At 73.2% G+C, this 17,369-nt stretch carries 12 protein-coding genes and 2 pseudogenes; 9 read left to right on the forward strand and 5 right to left on the reverse strand.

The genetic code is table 11. From position 1 onward, the window contains the following. The first annotated feature begins 74 nt into the window (after positions 1 to 74). The 4 genes and pseudogenes from treY to D455_RS0100470 all read left to right on the forward strand — a co-directional run bounded on the left by treY (position 75) and on the right by D455_RS0100470 (position 6,750). The gene (treY, locus tag D455_RS0100455; RefSeq protein ID WP_017568794.1) at positions 75 to 2,444 is read left to right on the forward strand and encodes a malto-oligosyltrehalose synthase; all 2,370 of its coding nucleotides are present in this window, start codon (positions 75 to 77) and stop codon (positions 2,442 to 2,444) included. Positions 2,445 to 2,625: 181 nt separating this feature from the next. Further along, positions 2,626 to 3,513 carry a putative RNA methyltransferase gene (locus D455_RS0100460; protein ID WP_017568795.1) on the forward strand — a complete coding sequence of 296 codons (888 nt, stop codon included), beginning with the start codon at positions 2,626 to 2,628 and terminating at the stop codon, positions 3,511 to 3,513. Between the two features lie 520 nt (positions 3,514 to 4,033). Then, positions 4,034 to 5,832 (forward strand): annotated as a pseudogene (gene treZ / locus D455_RS28765) (malto-oligosyltrehalose trehalohydrolase). Between the two features lie 93 nt (positions 5,833 to 5,925). Next, positions 5,926 to 6,750, forward strand: coding sequence for an alpha/beta fold hydrolase (locus D455_RS0100470; protein WP_017568796.1), 825 nt, complete (start codon positions 5,926 to 5,928; stop codon positions 6,748 to 6,750). A gap of 52 nt (positions 6,751 to 6,802) precedes the next feature. Here D455_RS0100470 and erm read toward each other — a convergent pair whose 3' ends face one another. After that, positions 6,803 to 7,603, reverse strand: a complete 801-nt coding sequence (erm, locus tag D455_RS0100475; protein WP_017568797.1) for an ErmE/ErmH/ErmO/ErmR family 23S rRNA (adenine(2058)-N(6))-methyltransferase — start codon at positions 7,601 to 7,603, stop codon at positions 6,803 to 6,805. Positions 7,604 to 8,185: 582 nt separating this feature from the next. Here erm and D455_RS0100480 point away from each other — a divergent pair. Further along, complete coding sequence (locus D455_RS0100480; RefSeq protein WP_017568798.1) at positions 8,186 to 8,887, forward strand: class I SAM-dependent DNA methyltransferase; 702 nt, start codon at positions 8,186 to 8,188, stop codon at positions 8,885 to 8,887. 101 nt (positions 8,888 to 8,988) lie between these two features. Here D455_RS0100480 and D455_RS0100485 read toward each other — a convergent pair whose 3' ends face one another. After that, positions 8,989 to 9,786: a phosphotransferase gene (locus D455_RS0100485; RefSeq protein WP_017568799.1), complete on the reverse strand. Its 798-nt coding sequence runs from the start codon at positions 9,784 to 9,786 to the stop codon at positions 8,989 to 8,991. A 53-nt stretch (positions 9,787 to 9,839) separates the two neighbouring features. Beyond that, the gene (locus tag D455_RS0100490; protein ID WP_017568800.1) at positions 9,840 to 11,114 is read right to left on the reverse strand and encodes an MFS transporter; all 1,275 of its coding nucleotides are present in this window, start codon (positions 11,112 to 11,114) and stop codon (positions 9,840 to 9,842) included. Between the two features lie 75 nt (positions 11,115 to 11,189). Between D455_RS0100490 and D455_RS0100495 the strand changes: the two genes are divergently transcribed. Then, on the forward strand, positions 11,190 to 11,741 hold the full coding sequence (locus tag D455_RS0100495) for an ArsR/SmtB family transcription factor (RefSeq protein WP_017568801.1): 552 nt from the start codon (positions 11,190 to 11,192) through the stop codon (positions 11,739 to 11,741). Between the two features lie 86 nt (positions 11,742 to 11,827). Here D455_RS0100495 and D455_RS0100500 read toward each other — a convergent pair whose 3' ends face one another. Further along, the gene (locus tag D455_RS0100500) at positions 11,828 to 12,394 is read right to left on the reverse strand and encodes a pyridoxamine 5'-phosphate oxidase family protein (RefSeq protein ID WP_026122170.1); all 567 of its coding nucleotides are present in this window, start codon (positions 12,392 to 12,394) and stop codon (positions 11,828 to 11,830) included. Between the two features lie 213 nt (positions 12,395 to 12,607). On the opposite strand from D455_RS0100500, the gene D455_RS0100505 reads away from it, so the two are divergent. Beyond that, a complete protein-coding gene (locus D455_RS0100505; RefSeq protein WP_017568803.1) occupies positions 12,608 to 13,579 on the forward strand; it encodes a beta/alpha barrel domain-containing protein in 972 nt (323 codons plus the stop codon). Continuing rightward, on the forward strand, positions 13,572 to 14,564 hold the full coding sequence (locus D455_RS0100510) for a 2-hydroxyacid dehydrogenase (protein ID WP_017568804.1): 993 nt from the start codon (positions 13,572 to 13,574) through the stop codon (positions 14,562 to 14,564). The genes D455_RS0100505 and D455_RS0100510 overlap by 8 nt, the downstream gene beginning before the upstream one ends. 1 nt (position 14,565) lies before the next feature. Here D455_RS0100510 and D455_RS0100515 read toward each other — a convergent pair whose 3' ends face one another. After that, positions 14,566 to 15,909 carry an MFS transporter gene (locus D455_RS0100515; protein ID WP_017568805.1) on the reverse strand — a complete coding sequence of 448 codons (1,344 nt, stop codon included), beginning with the start codon at positions 15,907 to 15,909 and terminating at the stop codon, positions 14,566 to 14,568. Between the two features lie 399 nt (positions 15,910 to 16,308). On the opposite strand from D455_RS0100515, the pseudogene D455_RS34955 reads away from it, so the two are divergent. After that, positions 16,309 to 16,950 (forward strand): annotated as a pseudogene (locus tag D455_RS34955) (FAD-dependent oxidoreductase); the annotation flags it as partial. Positions 16,951 to 17,369: the final 419 nt, after the last annotated feature.

Consider the following 17,369-nt stretch of genomic DNA (forward strand, 5'->3'; position numbering starts at 1 on the left):
GGACCCGTGTGGGATGGCGCTCATCCGGCCGGTACGCATGACACGCGGACGGGAGGGGCACGGGTAGATGCGTGATGAGCACCCACGACACGTCCACCGCCCCGGTTTCAACCTACCGTCTGCAACTGCGCCCCGGATTCACCCTGGAGGACGCCGCGGACCTGCTCGACTACCTGGACCGCCTGGGGGTCGGCGCGGTCTACCTGTCCCCCGTGCTCGCCGCCGCGCCGGGCTCCCAACACGGCTACGACGTCGTCGACCCCACCCGCGTCTCACCCGAGCTGGGCGGCGACACCGCCCGCGAGGCCCTGGCCGTCAAGGCGCGCGAACGGGGCCTGGGCGTGGTCGTGGACATCGTGCCCAACCACGTCTCCGTGGTCCACGCGGACGCCAACCGCTGGTGGTGGGACGTCCTCGAACACGGGCGGGACTCGGTGTACGCGCGCTGCTTCGACGTCGACTTCGCCGCAGGGCCGATCCTCATCCCCGTTCTGGGCGACGACGGCGACGGCGGACGGGCCGCCCTGGACCAGCTCACCCTCGCCGACGGCTGCCTGGCCTACCACGACAAGCGCTACCCGCTCGCCCCCGGCACGTACGCGCCCGGCGACCCCGTCGAGCGGGTCCACGAGCGCCAGCACTACCGCCTGGTGTCCTGGCGGCGCGGTGACGGCGAACTCACCTACCGCCGGTTCTTCGACGTCAGCGAACTCGCCGCCGTGCGGGTGGAGGACCCCGGCGTCTTCGACGCCACCCACGCCGAGATCCTGCGCTGGGCCGAACTCGGCCAGCTGGACGGACTGCGGGTGGACCACGTCGACGGGCTCACCGACCCCGGCGGCTACCTGCGCAGGCTCACCGAACGTTTCGGGGGTTGGATGGTGGTGGAGAAGATCCTCGCCCCCGGAGAGAACCTCCCGCAGTCCTGGCCGGTCGCCGGGACCACCGGGTACGACGCGCTGCGCGAGATCTGCGGGGTGTTCGTGGACCCCTCAGGAGAGGCCGACCTGACAGCCCTGGCCCTGGACCAGGGGGTGGAGGTGGACGTCACCGAGGCCGACACACGGGCCCGCCGCCACGCCGCCACCGTACTGCTGCGCGCCGAGGTGCGCAGGATCGCCGCCCTGCTGCCGCCCCGACCGGACGGGAACGGGGAGGAGCCCCCGCCCGAGGCGGTGCGCCAGCGCGAGGAGGCCGTCGCCGAGCTGCTGTGCGCCTTCGACGTGTACCGCTCCTACCTGCCCGAGGGGGAACGTGACTGGGCCCGGGCGGTGGAGACCGCCGCCCGCCGACGCCCGGACCTGGCCCCCGACCTGGAGGCCGTCGACCTGCGGGTGCGCCGGGACCCCCGGGGCGAGGCCGCGCGGCGCATCCAGCAGACCAGCGGGATGGTCGTGGCCATGGGCACCGAGAACACGGCCTTCTACCGGACCACCCGGTTCGTCGCCCTCAACGAGGTGGGCGGCGACCCCGCCGACTTCGCGGTCGCGCCGGAGGGGTTCCACGACGGCGCGGCCCGCCGCGAGGCCGCCCGGCCGCACACCATGACCACCCTGTCCACGCACGACACCAAGCGCTCCGAGGACGTGCGCGCCCGGCTGGCCGCACTCAGCGAGGTGTCGGCGGACTTCGCCGACGCCGTACGCCGCTGGACCGGTCGTTGCCCCCTGCCCGAGCCCGCGCTCAACCTGCTGGGCTGGCAGACCCTGGTCGGCGCCTGGCCGATCGGAGAGGAACGGCTGGGCGAGTACCTGCTCAAGGCCGCCCGGGAGGCGCGGCTGGGGACCTCCTGGACCCGCCAGGACCCCGACTTCGAGGAGCGGGTCCGCACCTGGCCCGCACGGGTCCTGGGCGACGGGGTCCTGAGCGGCGAGGTGGCCTCCATGGTGGAGGCGGTGCGCGAGGCCGGATGGAGCAACTCCCTGGGACAGAAGGCCGTGCAGCTGCTGGGACCAGGGGTCCCGGACGTCTACCAGGGCACCGAACTGTGGGACCTGTCCCTGGTGGACCCCGACAACCGCAGGCCCGTGGACCACGAGGCCCGCGCCGACCTGCTGGCGCGGATCGAGGAGGGATGGCGCCCGCCCGTGGACGCCACCGGCGCGGCCAAACTCCACCTGGTACGCACCTGCCTGCGCGTCCGCCGCGAGCTGCGCCCCGCGGGATACCTGCCGCTCACCGCCTCCGGACCGGCCCGGAACCACGCCCTGGCCTTCGCCCGCGCCTCGCCGGGATCCTCCGGACCCGACCTGGCGGTGGTCGCCACCCGGCTGCCGGNGGGCGGCTGGGCGGACACCATGGTGGCGCTGCCCTCGGGGCCGGGTGTGTGGACCGACCGGCTCACGGGCCGGGTCCTGGCGCCCGAACGCGCGGACGGGCTGACCGTGGCACGCCTCGCCGAAGTGCTGGACCGATACCCGGTGGCGGTCCTGACCCGGGGATGAGGGCGGATTTCGCGTGGCGGTGGGGCGAGCGGGCCCGGCGCCGTGGACCGGGGAACGGAGACCGGCCCGGGAAGGACCGGGCCCTGGCGGACCCAGAGGCGGGCGCTGCGTCGCGGAACCACGGGGCGGAACCACGGGGGTGCCCCGGTCCGGTGGAAGCGTGGATAGGCTGAGCGCGATCATGGCGCGTACGAACACCACACACCACACCGGCCCCGGACTGCGGATGCCCGGCCCCGTCGCGGCGGCCCTGGCCTGCCCCGCCTGCGGGCGCGGACTCGACCTCGGCGAGCGCGGACTCTCCTGCTCGGGCGGGCACAGCTTCAACGTGGCCCGGGAGGGGTACGCGAGCCTGCTCACCGGGGCCACCCCGCCCGGGACCGGCGACAGCAAGGAGATGGTCGCCGACCGCCTCCGGTTCCAGGAGGCGGGGCACCACACCCCGATCTCCGAGGCGCTGGCCGCGGCCCTGGACCGAGAACTCACCGCGTCCGCGCCGCTGGTCGCCGACGTCGGCGGCGGCACCGGGTACCACCTGACCCGGGTGCTGGAGGCCCTGCCGAACGCCGTGGGGCTGACCGCCGACGTGTCCAAGTTCGCCGCCCGCAAGGCGGCGCGGGCGCACGAACGCGGCGGTGCCGTGACCGCCGACGCCTGGCGCGGCCTGCCGCTGCGCGACGCCTCGGCGGACGCCCTGCTCAACGTGTTCGCGCCGCGCAACGCCGCCGAGTTCCACCGGGTCCTGCGGCCCGACGGTGTGCTACTGGTGGTCGTCCCCGAGGCCGGGCACCTCGCCGAACTCCGCGGGCCGCTGGGCCTGCTGGAGGTGGACCCGCGCAAGGACGAGCGCCTCGCCGAGTCCCTGCACGGGCGCTTCGCCCCGTCCGGGGTGGAGGAACTGCGGTTCACGATGGACCTGGACCACGCGGACACCGCGACCGTCGTCGGCATGGGACCCAGCGCCCGCCACATCGACCCCGGGGACCTGCGCGCCCGCATCGGGGCCCTACCCGAACCGGTGGCCGTCACGGGCGCGGTGCGCCTGCACACCTACCGCCCGCGTCCCTGAGGCGCGCCGTCACACCGCCCGCGGCCCCGAAGCGCCACGGTGCGGGCAGCACCACGAGAAGCTGTGCGCTCAGCGGTGCCTGGGGCCGTCCCCGCATGCCCGGGAGCACGGTTCCCCGGGTGGCAGGCGCTGACGCAGAGCGGGGCCGTCCCGGTGGCCTTCACTGTTCCCGGTGTCGTCGCCATCCTGGTCGCCGCAGCCGCAGCCGACGTCGGTGCACGGCGAGGGGCTCTGACCCTGGCCGGGTGCGGGCACGCCGAAGCGGGCGGACGCCGAGCACCCCCGTGTATCCAGGAAACCGCGGCGGGCACCCGCGCCGCCAGCCCCGGTCCGCGCCTGTGGACGACCGTCGCCGCCAGGGCCGCCCCCGCATCCACCGCTCGCCAGGGATGGTGGAATCCCGTCATTCCCAGCAGGGGACGTCAACCGCGACCGGGCCCGGAACGGGCAGGGCCCTTGGGGCGGGTGGCGGGCACGGCGACGGGGTATATCACCCTCCGTGATCGAACCGGAAACCGTCCTGACCACACCCGACACCCACGTCACCCCCGTCATCCCCGGGATCGGCGTCGACGGCGAATTCGCCGTGTGGGCACCCCACCGCGACCGCGTCCGCCTGCGCCTCTACGGCCCCGACGGCACCCCGGGCACCGAGAACCCCGGCTCCCCGGGGCCGCGGGACGTCACCATGCGGCGCGACGACGACGGCTGGTGGCGCGCACGGGTCGACGGGGCCGGACCCGGCACCGAGTACGCCTACCTCCTGGACGACGACCCCCAGCCCCTGCCCGATCCGCGCTCACTCCACCAACCCCACGGCGTCCACGGGCCCAGCCGCGTCCACGACCACGCGGCCTTCGCCTGGACCGACACCACCTGGACCGGACGCCCCCTGGCCGGTGCGGTCGTCTACGAACTGCACGTGGGCACCTTCACCCCCGAGGGCACCCTGAAAGCCGTCACCGACCACCTCGACCACCTGGTCGACCTCGGCGTCACCCACGTCGAACTCATGCCGGTCAACGCCTTCGACGGCACCCACGGCTGGGGCTACGACGGCGTCCTGTGGGCGGCCGTCCACGCACCCTACGGCGGCCCCGACGCCCTCAAGTCCCTGGTCGACGCCTGCCACGCCCGCGGCCTGGCCGTCCTGCTCGACGTGGTCTACAACCACCTCGGTCCCTCGGGCGCCTACACGCCCCGCTTCGGCCCCTACTTCAGCGGGGAGAACGCCTGGGGACCCTCCCTCAACCTGGACGGCCCCGACTCCGACCCGGTCCGCCGCATGGTCATCGACAACGCCCGCGACTGGCTGCGCCACTACCATCTGGACGGACTGCGCCTGGACGCCGTGCAGGCCCTACGCGACGACCGCGCCACCCCGCTGCTGGCCGAACTCTCGGAGGAGGTCGACGCCCTGGCCACGACCCTGGGCCGACCGCTGTCCCTGATCGCCGAGTCCGACCGCAACGATCCCCGTACCGTCCTGCCCCGCGAGGCGGGCGGCCTGGGCATGACCGCCCAGTGGTCCGACGACCTCCACCACGCCCTGCACGTCGCCCTCACCGGCGAGACCCACGGCTACTACGCCGACTTCGCCGACCCCGACGCGCTGCCCACCACACTCACCCGCGTGTTCTGGCACGCGGGCACCCACTCCAGCTTCCGCGGCCGCGTCCACGGCGCGCCCGTGGACACCGTGCGCGTACCCGGAAGCCGCTTCCTGGCCTACCTGAGCACCCACGACCAGATCGGCAACCGGGCCCGGGGCGACCGCATGGGCGAACACGTCTCCCCGGGCCTGCTCGCCTGCGGCGCCGCCCTGGTGCTGTGTTCACCCCACACACCCATGATCTTCATGGGGGAGGAGTGGGCGGCCACCACGCCCTGGCCGTTCTTCGCCTCCTTCACCGACCCCGACCTGGTCAGGGGGGTCCGCGAGGGCCGACGCCGCGAGTTCGCCGCCCTGGGATGGGCCGAGGAGGACGTCCCCGACCCCATGGATCCGGCCACCCGCGACAGCGCGGTCCTGGACTGGTCCCAGGCCGGACGCGGACCGCACGGGCTGGTCCTGGACACCTACAAGGCGCTCATCGCCCTGCGCCGCCTGGAACCGGAGCTGTCCGACCCGCGCCTGGACCGCTTCGCGGTCGTGGCCAANNGGGCGGCCTGCGGGTGGTGTGCAACCTGGACCCCGACGGCGCCGAGGTGGAACTGGACACGGCCCCGCGCGAACTCCTGCTCGCCAACGGTCAGCCGAGGACCACCGGAACCACCGTCAGCGTGCCGGGGGAGTGCTTCGCGATCCTGCGGGTGTGACGGTCGCGCTCGGGAGCGGCGGTACGGCACCGGATCGTCACCGCCGCCCCCTACCCTCGTACGGCCAACGACCCCACGACGGAAAGGCACGCCATGGGCGACGACGCCTGGACACTCGACCAGAGCTTCGAGGCGCACAACGGAACCGTGCGCTGGGCCCGCTTCGGGGAGGGGGACCCGCTCGTGCTGATGCACGGCACGCCCTTCTCCTCCCGCGTCTGGCGCCACGTCGCCCGCGCGCTCAGCACCCGGTACACCGTCCACGTGTGGGACATGCCCGGCTACGGGGCCTCGGCCAAGTACGACGGGCAGGACGTGTCACTGCCCGCCCAACAAGCCGCGTTCACCGCGCTGCTGGACCACTGGGGGCTGGAACGCCCCGCCGTGGTGGCGCACGACTTCGGCGGCGCGGTCGCCCTGCGCGCGGCCGTCCTGGACAAGGTGCCCTACGACCGCCTCGCCCTGGTCGACGCCGTCAGTGTCCGCCCGTGGGGCAGCGACTTCTTCCGTCTCGTCAACGCCAACGCCGACGTGTTCGCCGCGCTGCCCCCGCACCTGCACGAGGCCCTGGTACGCGCCTACGTCACCTCGGCCGCGCACCGTGAACCGCGCGCCGACACCCTGGACGCGCTGGTGCGCCCCTGGCTCGGCGCGGACGGACAGCCCGCGTTCTACCGGCAGATCGCGCAGGCCGACGAGCGCCACACCGCCGAGGTCGAGGACGGGTACGCCGACCTCGACCTGCCGGTGCTGGTGGTGTGGGGACGGGAGGACACCTGGCTTCCCCCGGAACGCGGGCGGCGGCTCGCCGACGCGATCCCCGGCGCGCGCCTGCGGACCCTGCCCGGGGCCGGTCACCTCGTCCAGGAGGACGCGCCGGCCGAACTCACCGCCGCCCTCCTGGACTTCCTGCACTGAGGGAGCGCGCCCGGGGCGTCCGTCGAACCCCCGTGCCGGAGGCGGCGCGACCTCAGGTGTCCAGCACGTGGAACGCCTCCAGCCACTGCTCGGGGGCCACGTGCCCGACCGGGGCGTCCGGTGCGATCCCGGCCCGTGCCAGGGCCCGGTCCACCCGCCGTGCGGGATGGGCGCGGCGCAGCGACGCGCCCAACGACCCGCCCACACCGCCGAATCCCAGTTCCACCATGCGCCGGTAACCGCCCATCCGCCCCGGGTCCACCAGGGGTGTGCGGCGCCTGCGCAGCACCAGCACCCCCGCGTCCACACGCGGCACCGGACGGAACCGCCGCCTGTCGATCCGCCCGGCCAGCGACCAGGACCACTCCGGCCAGGTGGCCACCGTCAACCGGCTCCATCTGCCGAATCCGCCGGTGCGCTTGCACGCGTACTCCCACTGGGTCACGAGCGTGGCCGAGGACAGACTCCGTGCGCCCAGGCACCACCGCACGATGTCGGCGGTGCGGGCGTAGGGGATGTTGCCCACCACGTGGAACTCCCCGCGCGGCGGACGCACGCGGGTGAAGTCGGCGCGCACCACCCGCACCCCGGACGCGGGGTCGCGGTAACGGGCGGAGAGCCGTTCGGCCAGACGCGGGTCGATCTCGTAGGCGAGGACCCCGCGAACGGCGGGGGCCAGGAAGCGGGTGATGGCGCCGTCGCCCGGGCCCACCTCCACCACCAGGTCCTCGGGGCCCACGCCCGCCACCCGCACCACGCGGCGGGCCCACGCGCGGTCGGTCAGGAAGTTCTGGGAGAGGCGGCGCCGGTCGCCACGGGTGTTCGTGCGCCGCGAGTGTTCGGTACGTGCCACAGGAAGGTCCGTTCCAGCCGCCCGGAGGCGGCCGACGAGGACGGGCGGCACGAACGGGCACGCCACACGGCGCGCACGGAAGGAAGGTCCGGGCAGCCCGTCCGAGGAGAGGAGGACGCGACTGGACCTGGACCGGTGAAACCACGCGGGGAACGTCGCCCGCGAACGCCACCGCGCCGACCAACGTCGGCGGTACGGCCGGGAAGGGACCCGGGCGGGCTCCGCCGACGGCGGAGCGGGGGAGTGGGCGCCACGGCGCACACCCCCGCGCGTACCGTCAGGGCACGCACGGGGCGCGGGCGGGAAAGAGGTCTCCCGGCGGCCGGACCACCCCCGAAGGGGTGCGGCGGCCGGGACCGACCTACCGGTCCAGGCGAGCGGACCGGGGACGGACGACCAGGGAGTGGGAGTTCACCGACCAGGCGGACGCCCGGTCGGTGACACCGCAGAAGCAGCACATGGCGACCAGCCTAGGAGCTCGCCCGAAACGCGGGCAACGGGTTTTCCGGCGGCCGGCTCCGGCGGCCGTTCCCACCGAAAAGGGCTGGCCCCCGCGCCGCTGACCACGCCATACTCGCCCCCATGCCGAACTTCGCGGACTTCGACACCCGCCACTACCGCACCGTCGACGTGGCCACGGGCTACGACGGTTGGTCCACCACCTACGAGGACTCCGTCCTGGACGCCATGGACCTGGCCCTCCTCGACGGCCTCACCGTCCCCGACTGGTCGTCCCTCACCCGCGTCGCCGACCTGGGCTGCGGCACCGGCCGCACCGGCTCCTGGCTCCGCGGCCACGGGGCCGACCGCGTCGACGGCGTCGACCTCAGCTCCGGCATGCTGGCGCTGGCCGACAAGCGCGGCGCCCACGACACCCTCACACGGGGCGACGTGCGTGACACCGGCCTTCCCGGCGGCGCCTACGACCTGGTCATCGCCTCGCTCATCGACGAGCACCTGCCCGACCTGGCGCCCTTCTACGCCGAGGCCCGAAGGCTCACCGGGCCCGGCGGCACCTGCGTGCTCGTCGCCTACCACCCGCAGTTCTCGATGGTCTCGGGGATGCCCACCCACTACACCGACGCCTCCGGCGAGGACATCGCCATCGCCACCCACGTCCACCTGATCAGCGACCACGTGCGCGCCGCCACGGCCGCCGGGTGGACCCTCGCCGAGATGTCCGAGGCCACCGTGGACGACACCTGGGTCGCGGCCAAACCCAAGTGGGAGAGGTTCCGGGGCCACCCGATCTCGGCCGCCTTCGTCTGGACCGCGTCCCGGTGAGTCGGCCGGAAGCGTCTCCGGTGTGAAGCGTGCGACCCGACCCGCGCCGATCCCGTACTCACGGCGCGTCTCGACCGCCGAACCTCGCCACGAGTACGGGATCACGGCGAATTCGGTGGGCCTTTCCGGTCACCGCACCACGCCAACAACGCCGCCAGCCACACCTCGCGGTTGCGCTCCACGTACTCCGACGCTGCTCCCCAGTGGTCGGCGTGCCCCTCCGCGTGCAGGCGCGCCCACGGCTGGCGGCCCGTCCGCGCCCCCTCCACCAGCAGGTCGTACATGCCGCGCACGCGCTGGAGGACCGCGTCCGGCAGTTCCCGGCGCTGGTCGTCGTCACACCCGTACCCGTCGGCCAGGACGCGCAGCCGCCGCGCGTCGTGTTCCGGATCGCCGCCCTCATGGAGGGGAACGAAGCCGTGCGCGGCGTACCCGAGGTCGCCCATGCGCGTGCCCGGACCGGCGTTGTCCCAGTCGATGAAGGTCCAGGCGTCACCGTCCCGCACCAGGTTCCACGGCGCCAGGTCGTTGTGGCAGACGAGCTCCTCGCGCTCGTGCGGGATGGGCACCTCCCACACCGGCTCCTCATCGGGGCGGTACTCGATGGTCAGGTCGTGGAGGCGGCGGATGATCCCGCCCAGTCGGCGCAGTTCCTCCTCCGTCATCGGCGCCATCCGGTCCGCCATCGTTCCGGGCACGTACCCGAGTGTCTGGCGGCCCCGCCGGTCCCTGGCGAGCACGGAAGGGGAGGATTCGTAGCCGCGCAGACGCAGGTACCTGAGCAGGAGCGTCACGGAGCGGGAGGAGTGCCGCCACGGTTTGCGCACGGTCCGGCCCACGCGCACCACCTGGTCGGCGACGTTACCGCCCTCCAGCACCTCTTCGTCGGGTGGGGTCATGGCACCCCATGCTCCACCAGGCGGTTGGGGGAGTCCACCTCTTTTCACCGTCCTCACCGGCTCGCGTCGGCCCCGCGCTCGGCGGCGGCCAGGGTCGCGTCGTCCATCCGGACCAGCCCGGCGAGCAGACCCAGGCACAGGGCCCCCATGATCGCGAACACCCACGTCAGGCCGAGGAACTGGGCGATGAGCCCGCCCGCGGCGGCTCCCAGCGGCATGGTGCCCCAGGCCAGCAGTCGGTATCCGCTGTTGACCCGTCCGAGCAGGGCGTCGGGGGTGACGCGCTGGCGCAGCGACACCGTGATGACGTTCCACACGGCGATCCCCAGCCCGCCCACGAAGAAGCCCGCCGCGACCAGGACGGGATCGGCGGTCACCGCCGGAACGCCGACGAGCAGGCCGAAGGTGAGCACGGAGACCCGCAGCGACCAGGCCCGCCCCAGCAGGTCCTCGACCCGCCCGGCGCACAGGGCTCCGACCACGCTGCCCGCCGCGACGGTGGTCATGAGCAGGCCGTAGGCGGGCTCGGACAGCCCCATGGGGGAGCCCGGGCCGACCGCGAAGAGGACCAGGACGGTGAAGGCCGCACTGGTGCCGAAGTTGCTGACACCCACCATGACCGCGAACGAGCGCAGGACCCGGTGGCGCACCAGGAAACGCAGCCCCTCGACGATGTCGGCGCGCATGCTGGTGCGTGTCTCCCGCCCGACCCGGAACCGTCCGCGCACCAGCCACAGTGCGCCCACCGCCACCAGCCACAGTGCGGCCGGGGCGGTGAAGGACACCGCCGCGCCCACCGCCACCAGCAGGCCGCCCAGGGGAGGCCCGAGGAACTGGTTCGCGGTCAGTTCGGCGGTGTGCAGCCGTCCGTTGGCGCGTGGGAGCCGGTCGCGGTCGACCAGCTGCGGCAGGATCGACTGCGCCGAGGTGTCGTAGAGGGTCTCGGTGACCCCGACGCCCAGCGCCACCGCGTACAGCAGCCAGATCGACCCCAGGTCCAGGGCCAGGCCCAGCGCCAGGGCGGTGAGCAGCAGGGCCCGGACGAGGTTGGCGCCCAGCATCACCCGGCGCCGGTCGAGCCGGTCGGCCAGGGCCCCGGCCGGGAGCGCGCACAGCAGCCACGGGATGGTCAGCGCGAAGGTCACCCCGGCGATGAGGGTGGGGGAGTCGGTGAAGCGCAGCGCCACCAGCGGCAGCACCACCTTCAGGACGCCGTCGGCGAGGTTGGACAGCGCCGAGGAGGTCCACAGGTTCCAGAAGGCGGCGCCCAGCGGCGCGGTGCGTCGAGCCGGGGCGGGCTCGGAGCGGCGGGGGGAGTCGTTCGTCATATGATTGAGATTGGCAGATCGATTGAGAAAACTCAATCGATTCCACGAAAATCGATCATTGTTACGCTCGGAGCCATGGGTGAACAGGAACAGAGTGGGGACGCACCCCGTCCCCGTACGCGACGCCCGGCCACGGTTCAGGAGGCCAAGGCCCTGGGCCACCCGATGCGCGTGCGCATCCTCCGGCTCTGCCTGGCCCGGGAGCTCACCAACAAGGAGCTCGCCGAGCGGCTGGAGACCACCCCGGGAACGGTCCTGTACCACGTCCGCCAGCTCGTGGACGCCGGGCTGCTCCTGCCCGCGCCCGTACGCACCGGGGCCAGCGGCGCCCTGGAGAAGCCCTACCGCGCCACCGGGGAGACCTGGTGGCTGGACGGGCCCCTCCTGGACACCGACACCGGTTCGGCCGCCGCGCCGGTCGAGGCCTTCCAACAGGAACTGGCCGAGGCCGGATCGGAGTCGGTGCGCACCTTCGCGCGCTTCGTGCTGCACCTGTCCGACGAGGAGGTGGCGGAGCTGGACCGCCGCATCGTCGCCGTCCTGGACGAGTACGTGGCCACCGAGGACCAGCGCCTGGACCGGCCCGTCTACTCGGGAGCGTTCCTGTTGCACCGTCCGGCCGACTGACCGCGACCCAAGCCCCGGCGAAGAGGCACGGGCCCCGGCTGGCTACACACCCTCGGGAACATGGCCGGACCCGTACCGGTGCGATGTCAGTGCTGGTGGATCTGCCGCCCGCTCAACCTGCCCGGGGTGATGCGCAGGACCTGGTCGCGTACGCCCTCGGCCCACGGCTGGGGCAGGCGGCCCTGCGGAATGCGGGACAGCTCCTCGGTCCCACGGACCCACTCGCAGCGACCGCTGGCGAGCACGCTCCACCCCTCGTGGCGCTCCTCGTCGAGGCTGTCGACCTGGAAGGCGGCGTAGCCGCGCGCGTGGCGCATGATCGCACCCGCCAGAGCCGAACGGAACACGATGCCCTCGTCGACCATCGCGTAGTTCACCGGCAGGACCGTCGGTGCGGCGTCGCCCTCGATGGTGAAGGCCACACGGCCGACGTCGCGTGTGGCCAGCAGGTTGAAACAGGTCTGCCGTGCCAGCACGATGAAGCTGGACTCGTCGTCGCCCTCGATGGTGTCGGTCCCCACCAGGAGCTCCTGCTCATCGGAGAGACGGTCGGTCCCCGCGTACTCGTCGGACGCCCCGCGCGGCCCCGGTGGCGCGACCGGCCCGGCGACCGGGTCCGGCTGCCGCCCAGTCGCACCGCTTCTTCCAGCCATGACAAGCCCCCCGCCACGAATGTCCTCGTCTTCCTTTCCCCGCCGCCCGTGACCGCCCGGAGCGTGCCGCGGACGGCGCGGACCCCGCTTCCCCACTACCCGGAGGAACGGGCGACCCAAACAGTGGGCGTACCGCCACACGAATGTTTGACTGCTCTGGGTAGTGGTCAGCTTACTCAAAGCGAACATTCGGCGCTTGTCAGGAGGCACACCTTGCCCGCTCGACACATCGCCACCGAACCCCGAAGACCCCGCGTCCTGGACGTCACCCTGCGCGACGGCGGCTATCTCAACGCCTGGCGCTTCTCCGACGCCACCGTGCGCGAGCACGCCAAGGTCCTCGGCGAGGTGGGCGTGCCCTACGTGGAGGTCGGCTACGTCAACGACGACCCCGCGCTCGAACCCGTACTCCAGTGCGCCCCCGACCTGCTGCGCCAGGTCGGCGAGGACACCGGACGGGCTCGTGTGGTCGCCATGCTCGGTGTGAACGGCAGGAGCCCGAGCGAGGTCGCCGCCCTGCTGCGGCCGCGCGCCGAGGTGCTCGACGTGGTCCGGCTCACCTGCTTCGTGGAGCGGGTGGAGCACGTGCTCGCCGCCGCGGAGGCCGTGAGATCCACCGGGGTGACCTGCTCGCTCAACCTCATCAGCATCACCGCCTACGAACCCGAGGAAATCGTCGCCGCCGTCGAGCGCGTCGACCGCGCGGGCGTGGCCGACTGGATCTACCTGGCCGACTCACGGGGCGCCCTGCTGCCCGAGCGCGCCGCCGAACTCTTCACCGGCGTACGCGCGGCCTGGCCCGGCATGGCGGGGTTCCACGCCCACGACAACCTCGGCCACGCGGTCGCCAACTCCCGGGTCGCGCTGGAGTCGGGTTTCGACCTCGTGGACGGCTCCCTGAACGGGTACGGCCTCGGCGGCGGCAACACCGACCTGGCCGATGCCCTGGCCCTGGTCGGCGACGTCGACCGCCCGCGACTGGCCGCCCTGGCCGAGCGCGTGGCGGCGGAGATGCCCCCGCCGCCGCCCTTCCAGCACCTGTATCCCCTGACCGGATGGTGCAACCTGGAACAGGAGTGGGCGCCCGACGTGTGGAGGGCCCACGGCGAGGACGCCCGGGAGTTCCTGCACGGCCTGCCCTGGAAACGCTACAAGGACGTCGAGGAGGTCCTGGGAGATGCCTGACCCGGCCGACGGCGCCGACCGCACCCGCACCGTCACCTCGGGGGGCGACGGCCCGACCCGCCGCTGCCTGGTGCTCAACGACCGCGCCCCCGTGCCCACCGACGTCCTGGACCGCGTCGCCGGTCCCCTGGAGACGCACTGGGTGCAGGACCCCAGCGGAGCGCTCGACCCGGCACGGGAGTTCCGGCGCCACCCGGACACGCAGATCCTGGTCACCACCTACATGGACCTGGGAGCGCGGAACCTGCGTCTGCTGCCCGAGCTGGAGCTGGTCGTGGTCACCACGACCGCCGTGGAGTACGTGGACCTGGACCACTGCCGCGAGCGCGGCGTCGCCGTGTGCAACACGGGCGGGTACACCGGCGACGCGGTGGCCGAGCACGCCGTCGCCCTGATGATGGCCGTCGCCAAGAACGTCGTGCCGGTCCACGCGCGCGTCCGCGCGGGCGACATGCTGTGCGCGGGGGAGCAGGGGATGGAGATCTCCGGCAAGGTCGCCGGGATCGTCGGCATGGGACACATCGGCTCCGGAGTCGCGCGCATGGTCCGCGGCCTGGGCATGGAGGTGCTCCACGCCAACCGTTCCCCGCGCCGGGTGGAGGGCTCGACCCCGGTGGAACTGACCAAGCTCCTGTCGGTGTCCGACGCCGTCTTCCTCACCCTGCCGCTCAACGACGACTCCCGGGGGCTGCTGGGCGCGGAGGAACTCGCCCTGATGAAGCCCTCGGCGGTCCTGGTGAGCATCTCCCCCGACGAGGTCCTCGACCCGCGCGCCCTGGCCGCCGCCCTGGGCGAGCGGCGCATCCGGGGCGCGGGCCTGGACCTGATCGGTGGGCACGACCCCTACCCCGAACTGGACAACCTGGTGCTCAGCTCCCGGTTCGCCGCCAACACCCGCGAGTGCCAGGAGCGCCGCCGGGCGGCGTGGGCCGCCGCGGTGGCCGCCTTCGTCGAGGGCCGGGAGCCGCCGCACCGCGTCGTGTGAGCTACCTTCTGGTCACCCGCACCGTGGTCGCGTCGAGCGAGTCGTCGCGCGTCTCGCGGCTGATCAGCAGCGCCACGAGGGTGATCGCGGCGACCAGCACCAGGTATCCGCCGACCCACGCCAGGCCGAAGGTGCCCGCGAGCCAGGTGGCGATGTAGGGGGCGAACGAGGCGCCCAGCAGGCCTGCCAGGTTGTAGGCCACCGAGGCGCCGGTGTAGCGCACCCTGGTCGGGAACAGCTCCGGCAGGACGGAGGCCATCGGCCCGAAGGTCAGGCCCATCAGGGACAGGCCCACGACCAGGAAGGCCAGCACGCCCACGGTGCCGCCGGAGCCCATCAGCGGCCCCATGGCGAAGCCGAAGACGATGATCGCGACGGTGACCCAGACCAGGACGGGCTTGCGGCCGAACCGGTCGGCGAGCAGCCCCGCGACGGGCGTGAACAGGCCGAAGAACACCACGCCCACGAGCAGGAACACCAGGAACTGTGAGCGGTCGTAGCCCAGACCCTCCACCGGGTCGGTGCCGAAGCCCAGGGAGAAGACCGTCATCAGGTAGAACAGCACGTACGTGGCGAGCATGATCAGCGTGCCCAGGACCACGGCGGGCCAGCTGGTGCGGAAGACCTCCACCATGGGCGTCTTGGCCCGTTCACCGGAGGCGAGGAGCCTGGCGAAGGCGGGGGTCTCGTGCAGGGTCAGACGGACCCACAGGCCGACCGCGATCAGCACGGTCGAGAGCAGGAACGGCACCCGCCAGCCCCAGGCCAGGAAGGTCTCGTCGCTCATGACCTGGCTCAGGATCAGGAACACGCCGTTGGCGAGGAAGAACCCGATCGGCGCGCCCAACTGCGGGAACGAGCCGTAGAAGCCGCGCCTGCCGGGAGGGGCGTTCTCGGTGGCCAGCAGGGCCGCGCCGCCCCACTCGCCGCCCAGGCCCAACCCCTGGCCGAACCGGCACAGCGCCAGCAGCAGCGGGGCCAGAAGGCCCACCTGCGCGTAGGTGGGGAGCAGGCCGATGCCGACGGTGGAGACGCCCATGGTCAGCAGCGACGCCACCAGGGTGGCCTTGCGCCCGACGCGGTCGCCGAAGTGGCCGAACACCCAGGAGCCGATGGGGCGGGCGACGAACGCGATGGCGAACGTGGCCAGCGACTGCAACCGCGAGGCCATCATGTCGCCCTCGGGGAAGAAGAGCGCCGGGAAGACCAGGACCGCGGCCGTCGCGTAGATGTAGAAGTCGTAGAACTCGATGGACGTCCCCATGAGGCTGGCCGTGAGGACCTTCCGCTTGGGGTTGGCCGGTGGATCGGCCTTGTCCGGTGCGTGTGGGGCGACGTCCGTCATGGGAGTTCTTTCCAGGTCAGTGAGTACGGATGGCTGGATGCTAGCTCCGCATGCCACTGTGTGGAACATTTGTCTCATTATGTGGACGTTCATCACCTCTGTGTCCGCCTGGGGTTTTCTCGCGAACCCCGGCCGCGCGGGCGTTCCGTCTCATGAGGTGAGACGCGTCACGGGCGGCCACGTCACGTTCCCGGTCCCCCGTCCCGTCATGTGTCGTGACAGGCCACGACACTGTGAGGAGCCCTCCATGGCACACGACATCGTCGTCCTCGGCGCGGGGTACGCCGGACTCGCCGCGGCCGGCCGCGCCGCCCGCAACGCCCGGCGCGACCGGCTCCCCNGCTCGACGCCCGGGTCACCCTCGTCAACGCCACCGCCGACTTCGTCGAACGCGTCCGCCTGCACCAGGTCGCAGCCGGTCAGGAGGTGGGCGTCCACCCCCTGACCGACTCCCTCGACGAGGGCGTCTCCCTCGTCGTCGGCCGGGTGGAGGGACTCGACACCCGGGCCCGGACCGTGAGCGTGCGCGTGGACGGTGCGCTCCATGAGATCGCCTACGACACCCTCGTCCACGCCCTGGGCAGCGCCGCGGGACGCGCCGGGGCGCCGGGCGCGGACCATCACACCGAGGACGTCGCGACCCTCGACGGGGCCCGCGTGCTCGCCCGGCGCCTCGCCGACGAGCGCCCCGGGCGCCTGGCCGTGGTCGGCGGCGGGTTCACCGGTCTGGAGGTGGCCACGGAACTCGCCGAGAGCCACCCCGGCCCGAGGATCGAACTGCTCACCCGCGGCCGGGTCGCGCCCGGGGCCGATCCCCGGGCGCGGGCGCACGTACGCCGGACACTCCGCCGCCTGGGCGTCACCCTGCGCGAGGAAGCCGCGGTGGCCTCCGTGGACGCCCGCGGACTCACCCTGGAGGACGGCACCAGCGTCGCCGCCGACCTCGTGGTGTGGAACTCCGGTTTCACCGCCTCGTCCCTGGCCGCCGACGCCGGGCTCGACGTGGACGGAGGCGGGCGCGCCCTGGTGGACACCACCCTGCGCTCGGTCTCCCACCCCGACGTGTACGTGGTCGGTGACGCCGCCCACATGCCCGGGGCGGACGGCCGGGAGCTGCGGATGTCGTGCGCCATGGGACTGCCCATGGGGTGGGGCGCCGCCGACGCGATCACCGACCGCCTGGCCGGGCGCGAACCCGACGGCACCACGTTCGGCTACGTGTTCCAGTGCGTCAGCCTGGGCCGCCGCGACGGGCTCATCCAGTTCGTGCGCGCCGACGACAGCCCGCGCGGATTCTTCCTCACCGGCCGGGTCGCCGCCCGGTACAAGGAGGCCGTCGTGGCCTCCGCCTACGGGGGCCTGCGCGGCGCCGGGGGCCAGGCCAGCCTGTTCCTGTCCTTCATGCGCGGTACGGCCCGCCGATTCGACCGGCGGACCGCCCGCGTGTCCGCCACCGCCTG

Origin of the sequence: Nocardiopsis halotolerans DSM 44410, assembly GCF_000341065.1 — a bacterium.
Taxonomy (GTDB): domain Bacteria; phylum Actinomycetota; class Actinomycetes; order Streptosporangiales; family Streptosporangiaceae; genus Nocardiopsis; species Nocardiopsis halotolerans.

Coding starts and splice junctions, on each gene's coding strand:
- D455_RS0100500 (WP_026122170.1), bottom strand. CDS start 12,394: ATGGCTGGAAGAAGCGGTGCGACTGGGCGGCAGCCGGACCCGGTCGCC.
- D455_RS0100480 (WP_017568798.1), top strand. CDS start 8,186: ATGCCGAACTTCGCGGACTTCGACACCCGCCACTACCGCACCGTCGAC.
- D455_RS0100490 (WP_017568800.1), bottom strand. CDS start 11,114: ATGACGAACGACTCCCCCCGCCGCTCCGAGCCCGCCCCGGCTCGACGC.
- D455_RS0100495 (WP_017568801.1), top strand. CDS start 11,190: ATGGGTGAACAGGAACAGAGTGGGGACGCACCCCGTCCCCGTACGCGA.
- D455_RS0100510 (WP_017568804.1), top strand. CDS start 13,572: ATGCCTGACCCGGCCGACGGCGCCGACCGCACCCGCACCGTCACCTCG.
- D455_RS0100485 (WP_017568799.1), bottom strand. CDS start 9,786: ATGACCCCACCCGACGAAGAGGTGCTGGAGGGCGGTAACGTCGCCGAC.
- D455_RS0100470 (WP_017568796.1), top strand. CDS start 5,926: ATGGGCGACGACGCCTGGACACTCGACCAGAGCTTCGAGGCGCACAAC.
- D455_RS0100460 (WP_017568795.1), top strand. CDS start 2,626: ATGGCGCGTACGAACACCACACACCACACCGGCCCCGGACTGCGGATG.
- D455_RS0100515 (WP_017568805.1), bottom strand. CDS start 15,909: ATGACGGACGTCGCCCCACACGCACCGGACAAGGCCGATCCACCGGCC.